At 38.2% G+C, this 17,759-nt stretch carries 18 protein-coding genes and 2 tRNA genes; 9 read left to right on the top strand and 11 right to left on the bottom strand.

The window, feature by feature from the left end:
* Window positions 1-143: 143 nt before the first annotated feature.
* On the top strand, window positions 144-1,331 hold the full coding sequence (locus J2X77_RS04430; RefSeq protein ID WP_310079294.1) for an MFS transporter: 1,188 nt from the start codon (window positions 144-146) through the stop codon (window positions 1,329-1,331).
* Window positions 1,332-1,364: 33 nt separating this feature from the next.
* Here the strand turns inward: J2X77_RS04430 and J2X77_RS04425 are convergent, their stop codons facing one another.
* The 3 genes from J2X77_RS04425 to J2X77_RS04415 all read right to left on the bottom strand — a co-directional run bounded on the left by J2X77_RS04425 (window position 1,365) and on the right by J2X77_RS04415 (window position 2,594).
* Window positions 1,365-2,039 carry a phosphatase PAP2 family protein gene (locus J2X77_RS04425; protein ID WP_310079292.1) on the bottom strand — a complete coding sequence of 225 codons (675 nt, stop codon included), beginning with the start codon at window positions 2,037-2,039 and terminating at the stop codon, window positions 1,365-1,367.
* 166 nt (window positions 2,040-2,205) lie between these two features.
* Window positions 2,206-2,277, bottom strand: a tRNA-Arg gene (locus J2X77_RS04420).
* Window positions 2,278-2,513: 236 nt separating this feature from the next.
* Window positions 2,514-2,594: transfer RNA gene (locus tag J2X77_RS04415), tRNA-Tyr, on the bottom strand.
* 287 nt (window positions 2,595-2,881) lie between these two features.
* On the opposite strand from J2X77_RS04415, the gene J2X77_RS04410 reads away from it, so the two are divergent.
* From J2X77_RS04410 to J2X77_RS04385, 6 genes are all read left to right on the top strand, one after another.
* A complete protein-coding gene (locus tag J2X77_RS04410) occupies window positions 2,882-3,514 on the top strand; it encodes a peroxiredoxin (protein ID WP_209576906.1) in 633 nt (210 codons plus the stop codon).
* An 84-nt stretch (window positions 3,515-3,598) separates the two neighbouring features.
* Window positions 3,599-3,913, top strand: a complete 315-nt coding sequence (locus tag J2X77_RS04405) for a co-chaperone YbbN (protein WP_209576908.1) — start codon at window positions 3,599-3,601, stop codon at window positions 3,911-3,913.
* The gene (locus tag J2X77_RS04400) at window positions 3,894-4,148 is read left to right on the top strand and encodes a DUF6952 family protein (protein ID WP_209576910.1); all 255 of its coding nucleotides are present in this window, start codon (window positions 3,894-3,896) and stop codon (window positions 4,146-4,148) included. The genes J2X77_RS04405 and J2X77_RS04400 overlap by 20 nt, the downstream gene beginning before the upstream one ends.
* Before the next feature lie 648 nt (window positions 4,149-4,796).
* Window positions 4,797-7,250, top strand: coding sequence for a PIG-L family deacetylase (locus J2X77_RS04395; RefSeq protein WP_310079289.1), 2,454 nt, complete (start codon window positions 4,797-4,799; stop codon window positions 7,248-7,250).
* Between the two features lie 7 nt (window positions 7,251-7,257).
* Window positions 7,258-7,467 carry a hypothetical protein gene (locus J2X77_RS04390; RefSeq protein ID WP_075990403.1) on the top strand — a complete coding sequence of 70 codons (210 nt, stop codon included), beginning with the start codon at window positions 7,258-7,260 and terminating at the stop codon, window positions 7,465-7,467.
* 94 nt (window positions 7,468-7,561) lie between these two features.
* Window positions 7,562-9,274: a sodium:solute symporter gene (locus J2X77_RS04385; RefSeq protein WP_310079287.1), complete on the top strand. Its 1,713-nt coding sequence runs from the start codon at window positions 7,562-7,564 to the stop codon at window positions 9,272-9,274.
* 27 nt (window positions 9,275-9,301) lie between these two features.
* Here J2X77_RS04385 and J2X77_RS04380 read toward each other — a convergent pair whose 3' ends face one another.
* The 8 genes from J2X77_RS04380 to J2X77_RS04345 form a co-directional block, all read right to left on the bottom strand.
* A complete protein-coding gene (locus tag J2X77_RS04380) occupies window positions 9,302-10,168 on the bottom strand; it encodes an N-acetylmuramoyl-L-alanine amidase (RefSeq protein WP_310079285.1) in 867 nt (288 codons plus the stop codon).
* Window positions 10,168-11,205 carry a DUF3078 domain-containing protein gene (locus tag J2X77_RS04375; RefSeq protein WP_293886486.1) on the bottom strand — a complete coding sequence of 346 codons (1,038 nt, stop codon included), beginning with the start codon at window positions 11,203-11,205 and terminating at the stop codon, window positions 10,168-10,170. Before J2X77_RS04375 ends, J2X77_RS04380 begins: the two co-directional genes overlap by 1 nt.
* Before the next feature lie 21 nt (window positions 11,206-11,226).
* Window positions 11,227-11,988, bottom strand: a complete 762-nt coding sequence (locus J2X77_RS04370; RefSeq protein ID WP_209576920.1) for a hypothetical protein — start codon at window positions 11,986-11,988, stop codon at window positions 11,227-11,229.
* A gap of 61 nt (window positions 11,989-12,049) precedes the next feature.
* Window positions 12,050-12,883 (bottom strand): glucosaminidase domain-containing protein, encoded by an 834-nt coding sequence (locus tag J2X77_RS04365; protein ID WP_307184431.1) that lies wholly within the window; start codon window positions 12,881-12,883, stop codon window positions 12,050-12,052.
* A gap of 22 nt (window positions 12,884-12,905) precedes the next feature.
* Complete coding sequence (locus J2X77_RS04360; protein ID WP_293886488.1) at window positions 12,906-13,430, bottom strand: glucosaminidase domain-containing protein; 525 nt, start codon at window positions 13,428-13,430, stop codon at window positions 12,906-12,908.
* 22 nt (window positions 13,431-13,452) lie between these two features.
* Window positions 13,453-14,088 carry an O-methyltransferase gene (locus tag J2X77_RS04355; RefSeq protein ID WP_209577373.1) on the bottom strand — a complete coding sequence of 212 codons (636 nt, stop codon included), beginning with the start codon at window positions 14,086-14,088 and terminating at the stop codon, window positions 13,453-13,455.
* Between the two features lie 238 nt (window positions 14,089-14,326).
* Window positions 14,327-14,956 (bottom strand): GTP cyclohydrolase I FolE, encoded by a 630-nt coding sequence (gene folE / locus J2X77_RS04350; protein WP_310079280.1) that lies wholly within the window; start codon window positions 14,954-14,956, stop codon window positions 14,327-14,329.
* Between the two features lie 28 nt (window positions 14,957-14,984).
* Window positions 14,985-15,398 (bottom strand): 6-carboxytetrahydropterin synthase, encoded by a 414-nt coding sequence (locus J2X77_RS04345; protein WP_209576927.1) that lies wholly within the window; start codon window positions 15,396-15,398, stop codon window positions 14,985-14,987.
* A 585-nt stretch (window positions 15,399-15,983) separates the two neighbouring features.
* Here J2X77_RS04345 and mqnB point away from each other — a divergent pair.
* Together mqnB and J2X77_RS04335 are read left to right on the top strand one after the other, a co-directional pair.
* Window positions 15,984-16,625: a futalosine hydrolase gene (gene mqnB, locus J2X77_RS04340; RefSeq protein ID WP_209576930.1), complete on the top strand. Its 642-nt coding sequence runs from the start codon at window positions 15,984-15,986 to the stop codon at window positions 16,623-16,625.
* Between the two features lie 123 nt (window positions 16,626-16,748).
* A complete protein-coding gene (locus J2X77_RS04335; RefSeq protein ID WP_209576932.1) occupies window positions 16,749-17,735 on the top strand; it encodes a pyruvate dehydrogenase complex E1 component subunit beta in 987 nt (328 codons plus the stop codon).
* Window positions 17,736-17,759: the final 24 nt, after the last annotated feature.

The raw sequence follows: 17,759 nt of genomic DNA, 5'->3' as shown, positions 1-17,759 counted from the left end.
AATTATCTTCTGCTTAGACCAACAATAAAATAGGGGCATAATAACCCGCCTATCTCGAAATCCAAAAGTTTACGTATTTTTTGACTCAATATATTCTTTAATGAAATACTTATCCTTAACTTTGCACCCTCAAATCAGAAACTATGGACGCAACGTTAACTCACTCAGAAGAAGATCTTTATAAGAAGCGAAATCGTATAAGAATCGCGGTTTCACTTTTCTTTTTTTGCCAAGGAATTGCGTTTGCATCCTGGGCAAGTCGCATTCCAATTATTAAAGCACATCTTAACTTAAGTGAAGGGCAATTAGGTACCATATTATTAATGCTTCCTGTTGGGCAACTCGCTACGATGGCACTCTCAGGAAAGCTGGTCACAAAATATGGTAGCGCCAGTGTTTTACGCATTGTACCCATTGCCTATGCGCTGGTGTTATGTTCCATACCTTTTGCACAGAATGCTTGGCAATTGGGGGCTATATTGCTTCTATTCGGGGTAAGCGGTAATATGTGTAATATTTCGGTTAATACGCAAGGAGTAGCCACCGAACAGATTTTCAAAAAATCAATTATGACCTCTTTTCACGGCGCTTGGAGTATCGCAGGCTTTACTGGAGCTTTAGTCGGTTTATTGACGATGAACTTCGGACTGAATACGTTCTCCCATTTCTTACTCATATTAATCATTGTCATCGGGAATACGCTAATCAATCACAAGTATCTGGTGCCAGGAAAATCTCCCCAAAAGGAAAAACGCAGTTTCTTCGCTAAACCAGAAGGCGGACTACTTCAACTCGGTATTATTGGCTTTTTCAGTATGGCAACAGAGGGAGCAATGTTTGACTGGAGTGGGGTATATTTTAAAGAAATCGTACAAGCGCCCGAAAAATTTGTTGTCGTTGGATACGCTTCTTTTATGATCATGATGGCCACAGGTCGTTTTGTTGGCGATGCGGTCATCCGTAAATTAGGTCGAAAAAGAACGCTGCAATACAGTGGACTGTTAATGTTCATCGGAATGATGACCTCGGTTATTTACCCTGAATTTATCATCTGTACCTTAGCATTTATGTTGGTAGGTATAGGCGTAGCCTGCAACGTTCCTTCGATCTATAGCCTTGCCGGACAAAACAAAAATGTACCTTCAGGCGTAGCTTTAGCCATGGTTTCAAGCATCAGTTACCTAGGATTTTTAATGGGGCCACCTTTAATTGGCTATATTGCCGAAGCGTTTAGCCTGCGCTATTCCTACGGTATTTTTGCCTGCTTCGGCCTTTTAATGTTTTTTATGGTAGGGCGGCTCTCTTTATTTAAAGAAACAAGCCCCGCCTAATTTTCCGAAGAAGCAGCTGATCGAAATTTCGATCTAAAACTTGACCTGAAGAAATCGTAGGCTAAATGACATGCGTTTACTTTTTAAAACATAGGGCATTGCCAGCAGATAAATGCAAGCCGTAACCGTGCCCAACATCGAGCCAAACCATACATCTATTACAAAATGCTGCCCTAAATACACACGCGAGTATGCAGTTAATGCCGCAAAAACAAAGGTAAGAATCCCAAAAGATCTATTTTTTGAGACAATTGCTATCGTGGCTGACATCGCAAAGGCTGAAGTTGTATGGCCTGAAGGAAACGAATTGATGTAGGCTACAGGCAGCCAAGAGACGACATGGAATGTTGGATCTCCATGAAATACGCTGGCCGGCCTATCCACATGGAAAAGATTTTTAAGCATACAGCAGATGACGCCCGAAAAGATATATGTACCGAGTATAGCTCGAGCACAATTCCATTGCTGCATACAGCAGTAAGCAATAAAAACAGCGATAACAAAGAGACCATCCCCAAAATAGGTGTATATGGTAAAGAGAATATCTGCCCAAAAAGCGTGGTGTGAGTTTATAAAATGAAACGAATCAGCCTTGGGAACAAAAGCCACCGAAAAGGTCAATAGAAACACCCAAATGGAAAAGAAAACAAAAAAAGCAGGATTAGCTGCATATACCCTTCTAAATTGGTATACTAAAAATTTTCCCATTCAATCTATATTAAAGCCAATGATAAAATTGTTGTATTATCATTTGATTATTCTAATATAGAAATATTATTAAAAATTGACAATTCTATTACGATTTAATTTTGATACCAAAATAAAAAGCCTATGAAACAAAGAAAGCGATGGTAATCCATCGCTTTCTTTATTGTAGCCCCGAGCAGAATCGAACTGCTATCAAATGTTTAGGAAACATCTATTCTATCCGTTGAACTACGGGGCCATTTCAGAAGCCAAACTTAATCTTATTTTATAAATAAGTCAATAGTAAGCCTCAAATCGGGAGATATTTTTTTCCTGAGGAAGGTCTTGACCTAAATGGACTAGCTTTATTCAAGCCATTGACGTTGGCTATTCCCAAAAACCTCATCAAAGAATTTCATGTAATCTGCAATAATTAACACGCAAACAAACTTAAAACTTATACGATGAAATGGAATTTGGTAAGAAAAAAAAATGTGGAGGGAGAAGGATTCGAACCTTCGAAGCCGAAGCAACGGATTTACAGTCCGTCCCATTTGACCGCTCTGGAACCCCTCCAGCATTGTGTTGTTCTCAACTTGAACAGCGCAAAAGTAGGTTTTGATTTGCAAAACTGCAATTATTTAAGTTCATAAATTTGTAACTACCGCATTATTAATCTATTTATTTTTTAAAGGTATTCAATCGGTCGCCTGATCATTGGATTAACGCATCATTATTATAATAAAAATTTATTGCTATAATCGAGTCAAAATAGATTTTGACGATAGTGTATTGGCAAAATCAATTCGCTTTTTGGCCGAAGTTGCCGTATCTTTGTAGCAACAAAAAAAGAAAGATATATTATGAGTTTCACAGGTAAAAGTTTTCCAAGCATTACAGTAGATGCAATCGATTATTTAGGCGATAATTTACAAATTAACATTTTTGAAAAAGCTACCAAAGAAGGTAAAAAAGTGCTTTTATTTTGGTATCCAAAAGACTTCACTTTCGTATGTCCTACTGAGTTACACGCTTTCCAAGAGGCAGCTGCCGAGTTTGAAAAACGCAATACAATCTTAATCGGAGCTTCTTGTGACACAAATGAAGTGCACTTCGCCTGGTTAAACACAGCAAAAGATAACGGCGGTATTGAAGGTGTTGAATACCCGATCTTAGCAGATACAAACCGTAACTTATCAAGTATATTGGGAATATTAGATGTTCAAGAAGTTGAACACCCTGAATACGGCACATTAGCACAAGGTTCTGCTGTCACTTACAGAGCAACCTATTTGATCGACGAAACGGGTCGCGTATTCCACGAGTCGGTAAACGATATGCCTTTAGGTCGTAACGTTAAAGAATATTTACGTCTGATCGATGCCTATGCACACGTACAAAAATTCGGTGAAGTATGTCCTGCAAATTGGGAAGAAGGTAAAGATGCCATGAACGCAGATAGAAAAGGTGTAGCTGACTATTTAGCGAAACACTAACAAAATACGAAGACGACAAGTCTCGTCAACAGGAGTCGCTCCTGATTCCTGTTGACTTCCATCAATCACCTTAATAATAAAATCATGTTACAAGAATTAGAAAACGATAATTTACAAGAAATTGTAAATAGCAACGATATTGTTATGGTTCAATATTCCGCTACCTGGTGTGGTAATTGCAAAATAATGAAACCAAAATTCAAAAAGTTAGCAGGCGAAAATGAAAGTGTGCCTTTTGTAATCGCTGATGCAGAAAAATTTCCTGAATCTCGCAAATTAGCAAACGTGAATAATTTACCAACTTTTGCTGCCTTTAAGAACGGTAAATTGGTTAATCAAGTACAAACAAATAAGTTGGACGCATTAGTAGAATTATTCAATGAAACTTCCAGTAATTAAGCATTTAACAGAATTCATCGAGCAAAATGATGTAGACTACGTCCTAGAGACCATAGAGACACTGGAAGCATTAACAGAGGCTCCTTTGAAAGATGAGGAACTAGACGTTCTTGGTGAATTGATTTCAAACCTTTATGGAGCGGTAGAGGTTGATAAATTAATTAAAGAAGGTCATTCCAAAAAAGACGCGTTAAATTTATTTATGAAACGTGTTCTTGGTGCCATTGATAAATAGCTTTTGCTTAAAAGTATGATTTTGAAACTTTCTTTAATGTGTCTAAATCTTTTTTGAACGTTTGAAGTATAGCGATGAATATCAATTCCAGTTTGCCCAAACTATGAAGCAAATCTTACGACGTTGTTTAGATCGTATGAAGATAGCAGTCTGTCTATTAAACAATAAGTGTCGCGGTACTATAGTCGCTTAAGGTATGGTAACGATATATTATACATTTCCCAAAAGCTAAAATGTTGACAAAATTTAGCGATGTGGAAAACTAATTAAAGTAATCTGACAGAACTCAATATTTTCTACATATATTTACTATGTTAAAGGTTGCCACTTGGAGCGAAGCGACAAAATAACTATTCTCTAAAAATTCGTTTCAGGAAAAAATATTTTAATTGTTAAACGGAAATTCCAACTTGATTGGGATTTCCGTTTTTTTATTCTGTGCTCATATTATCTGTTTAAGCATCGACGAATATGATTTTACAGCGCTTTTATGTATAACTGAAACCTACACTTTGTATTGGCCTAAGCCTAATCAGCATGATAACCTTTGCGCAATGGTATACATAGGGATCAATCAAACTTTAAAGACTTTCAATAAAATTACAATAATCAACAATCCGTTGTTAAGCAAAATCTTTATCTTTAAAAATGCGAAGACCTTTTATCTCTGTTATCATAATTTTGGCGGGTATTTTGTCAACTTCAAGCGTTAAAGCACAAAATCCACAGTGGGATGCTGCTGAAATAAAACTTAATCTGGAAAAACTTAACACATTGGGATCGGTACTCTATTTTGCGGCACACCCCGATGACGAGAATACCCGATTGATTGCATGGTTAGCCCAAGAAAAGAAATATAAGACAGCTTACTTATCGTTAACTAGAGGCGATGGGGGACAAAATCTGATCGGAACAGAACAGGGTATTGAGCTTGGCTTGATTCGAACGCAAGAATTACTGGCTGCTCGAAAAATTGATAAAGGTGAGCAATTTTTTTCCTCCGCCTATGACTTCGGATTCTCGAAAACCCCAGAAGAAACTTTCGAATTTTGGGATAAAAAACGTGTTCTTGGAGAGGCCGTATGGATCATCCGAAAATTTAGGCCCGATGTAATTATTACACGTTTTCCTCCCGATTCAAGGGGTGGCCATGGCCATCATCAAGCTTCCGCTATTCTAGCGCAAGAAGCTTTTAAAGCCGCTGCAGATCCTAATCAATTTTCAGAACAACTTCAATTTGTAAGTCCTTGGCAGGCGAAACGTCTCCTTTGGAATACGGCTAATTTTGGCGGTCAAAACAATACCCGTGAAGATCAGTTAAAAATAGATATTGGAGATTACAATTCCCTATTAGGAGCCTCCTATGGCGAGATTGCTGCCCACAGCCGCTCTTCACACAAAAGTCAAGGCTTCGGGTCGGCAAGCCAACGCGGCTCATCAATTGAATATTTTGAATTCGTCGACGGTGTACCTGCAGAGAAGACACTACTGGATAATGTAGACACTTCCTGGAAAAGAGTGAAAAACGGCAATAAAGTCCAACCCTTAATTGACCACATTAATCAGATATATCAAATTGATAAACCGGAATTGATCATTACAGAACTGATCAAACTATACAAAATACTGGATGAAATTGATGATGAATACTGGAAAACGGAGAAGAAAAAGGAAGTTGAAAAACTGATTCTTGCTTGTGGTGGAATTTGGTTCGAAAGTGTTGCTAGAAATTCATCCTATGCCTTGGGAGATGAGATAAAAGTGGATCATTCTATTATTGTCCGCCGTCCAAATATAACAGTTGAGCTGACTCAGCTAAACGGAAATAGCATTCATGACACACTGAAAACAAATAGGTTGCAAAAAGACACTATGCTTGTCATCGCCGATAGGACAACACAACCCTACTGGCTGATGGAACCGCATGGAAAAGGTAAATTTAATATTAGTGATTTCAATCTTACCGGATATCCCGAAAATCCTGATGCTCCAAGTGTATCTATTGAAATTCGGATCAATGGCCAGCCCATCACAATCAATCAGCTTATAAAGTATAAATACACCGACCCTGTCCGTGGTGAAATCTACAACCCGATCGTAATCCTACCACCATTAACGGCTAAAAGTTCGAGTTCTCTGGCGCTTACCCAAAATGCCCGAACGGTCAAAGTGAATCTGACTTTTCAGAAAAACGGACAAATAGGCGCTACTACATTTCATGTAAAACCCAACATACCAAAAGGCTGGGAAGTTTTACCAGCATCTTTTGATTTATCTTTTAAAGAAAGTGAACGTATAATCTCTAGGGAAATCAGCATAAAACCATCCGATGCTACCCAATCTTCCATAGATACCCTTGGGTTTGTTTTGAATAATAAAGAACGATTGAAAGAGATAAAGTCCATCGAGTACAACCATATACCTGATATCGTTTATTTCCCAGATGCGGCTATAAAAATGAGCAACATCAACCTGATCAACGACGTAAAGAACGTCGCATACATTCATGGGGCAGGGGATCTAATTCCTGAATCGCTTGTTGCCATTGGTATAAAAGTTGATGTGCTAAGTAACGAACAGGCGTTGAAAGCAGATCTCTCCACCTATGACGCAGTAATATTTGGTGTACGGATATTCAACGTCAATAAACAGATTGCGCAGCTTCAAAACAAAGTACTTGCGTATGTGAAAATGGGGGGTACAGTTCTAGAACAATACAATGTAAATAACGGAATGATAGCAAAAAACTTTGGTCCCTTTCCTTTTAGTATTGGCAGAAGCCGGGTAACGGACGAAAAAGCAACAGTGCATTTTGATAAAAACGATCCTATTTTCAATTACCCAAACAAAATCAGCGAAGCTGACTTTCAACACTGGGTACAGGAGCGGGGACTATATTTTGCCGAAGATATTGATAAAAGATATCGTACGCCTATTACCATGCAAGACCCGGGTGAGGCGCTACATAATGGATCATTACTAGTTTCACACTATGGAAAAGGTAAATTTGTTTATACATCTTTGTCTTTTTTCAGACAATTACCTGCAGGAATTCCCGGAGCTTACAGATTATTTGTAAATTTGTTATCAAAATCAAAATAATAGAATAATGGAAAATCAGATTGACAACAGCTGCACGACAATTGATGCTGGCAAAGCAAAAGGAATCATTCTTTTAGTTGCTGTAGTATTTGGTGCATTAATTGGATTCACTGCAAACGAGACATTTTTAAGCATCTTTGGAGGTGCCGCTGTCGGATTGATTATTGCCGCTATTTTTAATAGCGTCATCTATCCTCAGAAGCCTTCCGATAGATAACAACGATGAATAGCTGGAAACGTTTCTACTGGTTGGTCGTTATCTGGCTATTTGTATTCATCCTTTTTCTGTACATTTTCACGAACCACTATTCATGAGTACAGCAGATTGGATCGTTTTATTTCTGACACTCTTAGTTATTGTCGTGTATGGCGTTTACAAGAGTAGAGGCATAAAAAATATTGATGGATACCTTCTGGGTAATCGTTCTTTACCCTGGTATCACGTCGGATTGTCAGTAATGGCGACTCAAGCAAGCGCCATTACTTTCCTTTCTGCACCCGGACTAGCTTATTCTTCAGGAATGAGTTTCGTTCAATTCTATTTCGGCCTACCGCTGGCCATGATTGTCCTCTGCATAACATTTATCCCCATTTTTCATAAGCTGAAAGTATTTACAGCTTACGAATTTCTAGAAAAACGCTTTGATGTAAGGACCAGAGGCCTCACCGCTATTCTTTTCCTCATTCAACGCGGTATTTCAACGGGTATTACCATATTTGCTCCGGCGCTGATTATATCGACCATACTACATATTGACCTTACTTGGACGACCTTGGCAATAGGAAGTTTTGTTGTTATCTATACAACTTATGGCGGAACCAAAGCTGTATCCCATACTCAATTGCTCCAAATGAGCATTATTTTTGCGTCTTTACTTATTGCCGGGATATTGGTCATTCATCTGCTACCACAGGATATTGGCCTCTCAAAAGCACTGCATATAGCAGGAAAATCAGGGAAAACAAATGCGTTGGACTTTACTTTTGATCTGAACAATAACTATACAATTTGGACAGGGTTAATTGGAGGATTTTTTCTACAGCTTTCTTATTTCGGAACAGATCAGAGCCAAGTCGGAAGGTATTTAACTGGAGCATCCATCAGAGAAAGCCGGATGGGATTAATTATGAATGGTTTATTAAAGATACCTATGCAATTTGCAATTCTCCTGATCGGAATTCTTGTATTTGCCTATTATCAGTTCCATCAGCCGCCTATCTTTTTTAACCAAGTTGAAGTAAAAAACCTCAAGGAAAGCAAATACGCTCCTGAGTATCAAATCTTCGAACAGAAACATAACGAACTGTTTAAAGCGCGTGAGTCTGCTGTTCAGCAGCTTAATATAGCCTTAGAGCAGGATGACACAAAAAGTATTGCTCATGCTCGCACAGCATTGGGCCAACTAAACGCGCAAATGCAGCAGGTTAAAGACCGAACCATAGACTTGATTAAAAAAAACAATCCCAGTGCGGAAACGAACGACAATAATTATGTGTTTCTGTCCTTCGTAACGACTGTATTTCCGAAAGGGTTAATCGGGTTGCTAATAGCAGTTATCTTTCTCGCATCAATGGGATCAACCGCAAGCGCTATTAATTCATTAGCTTCCACAACAACAATTGATATCTACAAAAGATTCATTAACCGTAAATCATCTGAAAGACAAGATCTGCTGTGGTCTCGTCTATTTACCCTGATTTGGGGCATATTTACTATCCTTGTAGCCTTATATGCGAATAGGTTGGGTAATCTTCTCGAAGCAGTCAATATCTTAGGTTCCTTATTCTATGGGACGATCCTAGGTATTTTTATTGTAGCCTTCTATATGAGCAAAATCAGGGGAAAAGCAGTTTTTATTGCCGCTATACTTTCAGAAGTGATCGTGATTGGTATTTGGTTAATGGATAAAATACCGTTTCTATGGTTAAATCTTATTGGCTGTCTCGCCGTCATGCTGATCGCTTATCTCCTACAGCTGGGCGTAAAAAAAAGCGCATTGGTAGATGATAAAATTCAATACTAATAAAACGAAAAGCACGATTGTACAGGTTTAATATTTTTTATAAATGTTGTACAATACGCTCTTATCGTATATGGTCAGTTCGGGTGTTGTATCCCTTACAACAAACTTTCTTTTAAAGGCAACAATCGCAGCTTTAAGATTAGACGTATCGTAACCGATAATTTTAAGCGCATCTATCGCATTAAAACCTTCTGGGGGGGCAACAAGTTGCCCTTCATCATACCAAATTCCAAAACCCCGGTCCGCCAGCTTTTTCCAGGGGAAAAACACACTTGGATCGTTCTTCCTTGCTGGAGCGATATCGGCATGCCCAATAAAATTATTTGTCGGTATTAAATAGCGAGACTTCAAGGTATCCAGCACCGTCATCAATGAATTAATTTGTGCATCAGGAAAAGGTTCTCTACCATTATTATCTAGCTCAATACCGATAGAACATGAGTTCATATCTACGATAGAACCCCATTTAGCAACCCCAGCATGCCAAGAGCGGACATAATCGTTTAACATTTGTATAATCTCCCCATTTCGGCCAATAATATAATGTGAACTCACCTTAGTTCTCGGGATCTGAAAAGTTTTAATTGTCTGACCGATGCTATCTTGCGCGGTGTGGTGGATAATAACAAAGTTTGGCTTGCGTACATCATAATGAATAGCCTCTTCTTGACGCCAATAAGAATGGCTTCCCGATTTCTGCAAAAAGATGATCTTTCTTTCCTCTGGTGTCAATAAACTGGTATCCGGCTTAGTCACAATCTGCGGCTCCAAAACCACCGGAGAAGCAAAAGATGTTACCAACGGTTTCAAAATCGCCGGCTGCACCTTCGACTTACAACTTGCCAAAGAAAGCAATGAGCACAGTAATATTCCTACTGACACAGGTCTAATCATTATTTTGGTAAACTATATACAATTCCCATTGCCAAGGACTGACTCAATTGCACCTTGGAAATAACATCTGGATCATAAATCATAATACCATTCAAGTTCACATTGATTACACGGGTAACTTTCGCTGTTACGGTTACATCTAAACGGTGCGTTGGATCGGAAAGTTTCTCATAATCCGCAAAAAGATTATAACGCGCCTTTACATTCAATTTATCTGTGAAGTTTTTGTCCAAATTACCCGTTAGCTGGAATGCCAGTGCATTTGCAAAAGTTCGATCTTCCTTTACACCGAATCTTTCGCCGGTACCTACACTTGGATTGTTTGGATCTCTATAATATCCATACTTTGCGAAGAAACCCTCCCCAGAGCGAGGTCTAACGCGATCATCCAAAATAAAGGTCTGACGAGCAGTACCTGTACCAAAACGTAACGAGAATTCATTGCTGGGCTTGTACTCAAGACCGAAAGACTCCGTCAGATAGGCTGGCGCCATAAAAGCATTCTCGATATAATCAATGGTATCCCTACCATTGATCGTTTTATACTTATACCCTGCGTCAAACTGAGACTCAAAGGTCACCGATGTAAACAAAGCCCAATTGGCAGACAATTTATAAGAAAGCTTATTATCCCAAAATATACGGTCATTATTTTTCTTCGCAATATTATTGGTGTTCTTTATTTTTCCATAACGTAAATCAACTTCAGTCACGAAATTGAAATTATCTCTGGTATAATCCGATTTATGATTGGCATTCAACCCAACAGCAATAGAACCGACACCGCCCCCTTTCCAATTATCATTAAATGATGCCTGATTTAAATTGATCCCAAATTTTGTCCAATGTTTCCAATAGTCTACTTCTAGGTTCAGTTTGGGAACGACAGGACGAATAGTTTTAATATTTAAAGGTTGCTCTTTCTGTACGGAAATTACGGTATCTGGTTTTGCTCTAAGATCTTTCAGATCCTGTGCCTGTATGCCAGTAATAGAAAGGCAGAGCATAGCCATGCCGACAAAATTAAATAACTTCATTCTGAAAACGTCTATTTTTGTTTACGGTACTAATTTATAATTAATTGTTGGAAAAGGCTCAATAAAATATTGTGAAGGATTCAATTGATACCGTGAATAGCAATTCTTGATGTAATTTGCCAGTTCATAATCGCTTGCTGCAAGAATAAAGAAATAGGAGGGTCTGAATATCCTTCTAAATCGCTCCGATTCTTCACTATTGAGTCCAGTTACTTTACTGATAAGTTCCTTCGAAAATTTATAATCGATCACATTTTCCTTATAATCGTTTTCAATGGTTTTAGTCAATCGGCGTGCCCGTTTGGCCTCTTTGCTAAATAAGCTGTAGATTGAATTGATACTTAAACCAGCGCCATTTGGTCCTACAGAAAATACATCACCATAACCTGCCAAACGATATGCCTTTTCATAATCCACTTTTGCCTTTTCCAAAATTTCTTCGGGACTTTTGCGTGCGTAAACCTGAACCTCCTCTATATAAAAAGTTTCGCGTACCAAATGAAAAAGTAATAATCCACGTTCATCTACAAGAAGCGTATCTGAAAAGTACCCCTTACTCATCGCGACGATATGATCTCCTAACTGTGCATTAAAGACAAATTCACCTTTGATTGTATTATAATTCACCTCTCCTGTTCGCAAGTTGGCAAGCTTGACATTCCCAATACGCTGTTTGGTATTTTTATCAAAGACAATCCCCTCCACTTTTTTATCTTGACAAAAAAGTGCAGAAGTCGAAGCCCCAATGGCAATAAGTAGAAAAATATATCGTATTAATATCACTATCGTAAAACTACTATATAGCGATACAAAAGTGAAATATTTAACATCTTTTAAAACGTAACTATTTAGATATAACCAAAAGCTGCCCCAACGATAGCGCATCATCGGTAAGACCATTCAAAGCCTTAATCTGATCGACAGATACATTATATAGCTTACTGAGCGAATACAACGTATCTTGAGCTTTAACCTCATGAATACGCATGGCTACGGGGCTCTTGATGGCTTCTGTTTTTACAACCGAGGGGGGGGCTTCTTGTACATTCTGAACGATTTCTACCTGCACCGTTTCTTCTCGAACAACTTTTTCACGCGGCGATTCACCGCGGTCGTATTGATCAAGATGATATCTTTCGATCATTTCGATGAGCAATTCAGGATAACGTGGATTGGTGGCGTACCCGGCTGCTTTCAAGCCTTTAGCCCAACCTTTATAATCATTCTTATCCAATTTAAAGAGCGCTGCATACCGAGGCCTCAACAGAAATTCAGAATGATCTCGAAACGATTGTTCGGGACTGTCATAAACACGAAAGCAATCATTAATATTATCATCAGGGCGGGTTACGGATTTTCCTTTCCACACTCCGCCACATTTAATACCAAAATGATTATTCGCCTCGCGCGCCAGATAACTATTCCCATTGCCTGATTCAAGCAGTGCCTGAGCAAGTTTAATGCTGGCGGGGATACCGTATCTGTTCATTTCTGCAATGGCCACCTGTTTGTAATGACTGATGTAATCGTTCCCTGCCATGGTGGGCCGCCCAACAGAAGGAGATGAAGAAGTTTTTGAATTGGAGCCAGATTTAGGGGACGATAACGTGCCCCTCCGACTTGAACATGATGTAACCAACATCATGAGTACAAACATGCCATAAAAAAACTTCTTCATGCAGTAATGTTGTGCTTAGTGCTTATTTTTTTGTTGACGAGAATTTGTTTTGCTTAGCATCATGATCAAACATATCCAAATGATATTGTCTAATTGTAGCGAGTACTTTTGCAGTCCAACCTTTACTCGTCGAGTACCCCGAACGAGCTATCGCTTTTACCCAAGCCTCGTATTTTTCACCCGGATGCTTATCAAAAAGACTTTGAGTAGTCTTTTTTCTTTTCACTATTCCTACAAAATCATCGTACGAGTCCAATACTGACCGATAACCTTTGTAAGCTGACCGAATAACGGTACTATTGTTCTTTCCTTTGACACCAAAATGGTTATTCAAATTCTTTGCTACCCTGCTACCACCATTTCCGCTTTCATGCATGGCGATGGCTAAGATAACCGATGCCGGAACACCATGTTCCTCCATCATTTCTTTTGCTATTGGACTGTACTTATCGACATATGCCGCATTACTTTGAGCCGAAACCTTTGTTAATCCAAAAGTTCCCAAAGCTAGTATCAGTACAAAGCTTTTTAATTGTTTTAAATTCATGAAGAATGTTTTAGTTCACAAATTACTTCTTGCGTAATACAAAAAGTCCGTCTCGAATTGGTAATATCACCTTTTCTACGCGCTTGTCCTGAGCTAAACGTGCATTCAAATCAATGATCTGCTTTGTTTGGTTGTCTGGTTTTGAATCCAATACCTTACCTTTCCATAAGACATTGTCAATCAAAATAAGTCCCCCAGACGGAACTTGATTTATTATCGTTTCGAAATAAAATAAATTTCTCTTCTTGTCTGCGTCGATAAATACTAGATCGAATGTTTCATTCAATGTTGGTAGTATCACCGCCGCATCGCCAATGTGATATCTGATTTTGTCAGCAAATGGCGATTCATCAAAATAACCTTGAACCCTTTCTTGCTGCTCTGCATTGATATCAATGGTATGTAATAGACCATCTTCCTTCAGCCCTTCAGCGAGACATAAAGTTGCGTATCCCGTAAAAGTCCCAATCTCTAAAATACGCTTGGGAGCAACCAATTTACTCAATAAAGAAAGAACTCTTCCCTGGTAATGTCCAGATAACATATGGGGCATTGTTTCCTTCAAATAAGTGTCCCGATTTACCATTTTCAGTAACGAATTTTCTTCGTCTGTAGTATGTTCCAAATAGGACTCTAAATCGCTGCCAACAATTTCCATAACCGCAAAGGTACCAAAAAACATATTTAGTATAAAAACTTTTTTTTACTAAAACCTGATTATCAAACAAATACAATAAAACTTTTGTAAAGGACGTTTTTTTAAAATTGCCTCAAATGCATAAAAACCCAACATCGTCAATTTTAAAATTTTATTTCAGATCACAATTTCCCCAAAGAAAAAGCCTTCTAAAATATCATATTTTAGAAGGCTTTTTTATTATTGCACCATACCGGTATTACGCAAGATCAGCTGTGATCAAGCGTAAGAATTCGGATCGCGTTACATCATTTTGAAAAGTTCCTGTAAATGCAGAAGTTGTTGTCACAGAATTTTGTTTCTGTACGCCACGCATTGCCATACACATGTGTTTACATTCCATGACTACAGCTACGCCCAGCGCCCCCAAAGTTTCTTGGATACAGTCCCTGATTTCATTAGTGAGCCTCTCCTGAACCTGAAGACGACGTGCAAAAATATCAACGACACGCGGTATTTTACTCAATCCAACAATATGTCCGTTAGGAATATAAGCTATATGGGCTTTACCGAAAAAAGGCAACATGTGGTGTTCACAAAGAGAATAGACTTCAATATCTTTGACGACAACCATTTGACTATAGTCTTCTTCAAACATCGCTCCACGTAATACCTCTCCAGCATCAATATCATAGCCATGTGTCAAAAATTGCAACGCTTTCGCAACACGCTCTGGCGTCTTTACTAAACCTTCACGTTTGGGATCTTCCCCAAGACATGCCAATATATCGGTATAATGAGAAGCGATTCGTTCTACCTTTTCAGTATTGTATTTGTCGATCTTAATATATCCATCCAACTCTTCGTTGTCAAATGAGTGCTGACTCATAGTTTCTACTATTTAAATGTATTAAAGTTTAATCGCCAAAATATTCGACGTAATTATTTTCTGTTTCGTGCAAACGGACACTATGTAAAATTACTCCCTGTTCATCAAACAAGGGTTTTAGAATCTTAAATATCTCGATTGCGATATTTTCAGTTGAAGCCATCACACCCTGCATAAAATCAACATCTAAATTAAAATTACGGTGGTCTACCTTATCGATGATGCTACGATTGATAATTTCCTTCATCATCTTTAGGTCAATCAAAAAACCAGTTTCTGGATTAACATTTCCTTTAACTGTGACATAAAGATCATAATTATGTCCATGCCAATTCGGATTGGCACAAAGACCAAAAACCTGTTCATTCTGCTCCTCACTCCAGTCTTCACGATAGAGCTTGTGCGCAGCACAGAAACGTTCACGACGAGTTATAAATACCATAATAATACAAAGATAAGGCTTTAGGCGCAATTTTAACATTTCAATTTGAGGAATGCCGTCAGAATACCGTAATATAATGAAGTGCCTATGCCATTCTTCATTCAAAAGCGATAAAAGTTACATAATCTAAGTCTTAACCTGTTAGAGAACGCATGGCTAAAATTTGAAACCGAACGTTGCTTACTCTTTATGAGAATAGCAGTGTTTATATATTGGCTCTTTTATGTAATTTTTGTTATTATCTGATTGTGTATTTAGTTGGGTTTAGTTTAGGGTTAAGTTAGGGTTAACTTAGGGTTAGTTTAGGTTCAACCTATATTATACCTAATTAAAAGCTAAACTAAATAGCTATTAAACCGCTATTAATGTATAATAAAGCAGTGGCTATTCCTAACTTTTAAATGCTGAAAAGAATGCCGTTTTACCGCGCTTATCAGCAATGATATTGTTAGCAAAAGCCAAATCATCCTATGTATAAATCAAAGTCAGATCTGTCAGTTGGACGAATACCAAGTACTATATTTTGTTTTAAAATACTTTTGCGCACAAGATAATTTGTATTTTTCCCTCAAAAAAGAGTTCGTCATGCAAATATTAGTTATTGCGGCTACTTCATTTGAATTGCAGCCGTTCCTGGAAGTGGCATCAACATACGATCGATGCGATACCCTCATCACTGGTGTTGGCATGGTGGCCACAGCCTTTGCGCTAGGAAGAGCACTTCATGAAAAAAAATATGATCTTCTTATTAATATAGGAATAGGGGGATGTCTGGATCGGCATGTTGAAATAGGTTCGGTCATCCAAGTGGTTTCAGAGTCATTCGTTGAGCTTGGCGCGGAAGACGGTAATAACTTTATTCCAATAGACCAATTGGGCTACGGAAAATCTAAATTTTCCTCGTGCTTATTAGCTGACAAAGAGCTTCGTCTCCCATTTCTAAAACAGGGGGAGGGCATTACCGTAAACAAAGTACATGGTCATACAGAAAGCATCGAAAAAATTCAAAAGCTCCATCCCAATAGTCTCGTAGAAAGTATGGAGGGAGCTGCTGTTTTCTATGCTGCGGACAAAATGACTGTTCCCGTTATAGAGATTCGCGGTATTTCTAATTACGTAGAAAAAAGGAACCGTGCCACGTGGAACATTCCGTTAGCTATCATGAATAGTAATAAGGCACTTATAAAAACATTGGAATATCTGAGCAACTTATATTTAAAAATTTAATATGAAAGTCATTTACATCTTAAAAAATGACATAAAACTATACAATTAGCGTGTTCAAATCTTCAAAATATCAATTTTAAATAGTAGATTTGTAATCTAAAAATTGACACTATTTTACAACTGATGAGAGAAATACAATTCAGAGAAGCACTTCGTGAAGCAATGAACGAAGAAATGCGTAAAGACGACAAAATATTTTTATTAGGAGAAGAAGTTGCTGAGTATAACGGAGCTTACAAAGTGAGTCAGGGTATGCTTGATGAATTCGGCGCAAAACGTATCATTGATACACCTATTGCTGAACTTGGTTTTGCGGGTATTGCTGTTGGAGCGGCAATGAATGGTTTAAAACCTATTGTGGAATTCATGACATTCAATTTTTCACTTGTTGCTATCGACCAAGTGATCAATGCAGCTGCAAAAATCCACTCAATGAGTGGTGGACAGTTCTCTATTCCAATGGTCTTTCGTGGTCCTACAGGAAATGCTGGCCAACTTGCAGCTCAACACTCTCAAAACTTCGAGAACTGGTTTGCAAATACACCAGGTTTAAAAGTCGTGGTACCTTCTAACCCATATGAAGCTAAAGGTCTATTAAAATCATCGATTATAGATCCAGATCCTGTCATCTTTATGGAGTCTGAAGTAATGTACGGCGATAAAGGACAAGTTCCTGAAGAAGAATATTACTTGGAAATCGGAAAAGCTAATATCATCCAGGAAGGTACAGATGTAACTGTTGTATCTTTTGGTAAAATGCTTCCTCGCGTTGTCATTCCTGCAGTTGAAGAATTGAAAAAAGAAGGTATCAGCGTTGAATTAATCGATTTGCGTTCCGTACGTCCAATTGATTACCCAACAATCATCGCATCTGTTAAGAAAACGAATCGCTTAGTGATTGTAGAAGAAGCATGGCCATTGGCATCTATTTCTACAGATTTAGCATTCAATGTTCAACGCAATGCATTTGACTACCTAGATGCGCCTGTAATACGCGTAAATTGTGCCGATGTACCACTTCCTTACGCACCAACATTAATCGAAGCGGCTCTGCCTAACGTCGAAAAAGTTGTAAAAGCTGTTAAAGAAGTATCTTATATCAAAAAGTAATTTTTGTTAATTATAAAAAACCCA

Source organism: Sphingobacterium sp. 2149 (assembly GCF_031455655.1).
In the GTDB taxonomy this organism is placed as follows: domain Bacteria; phylum Bacteroidota; class Bacteroidia; order Sphingobacteriales; family Sphingobacteriaceae; genus Sphingobacterium.
Note: the sequence above shows the minus strand (reverse complement) of the source record. Positions and strands in the feature narration are given on the sequence as shown.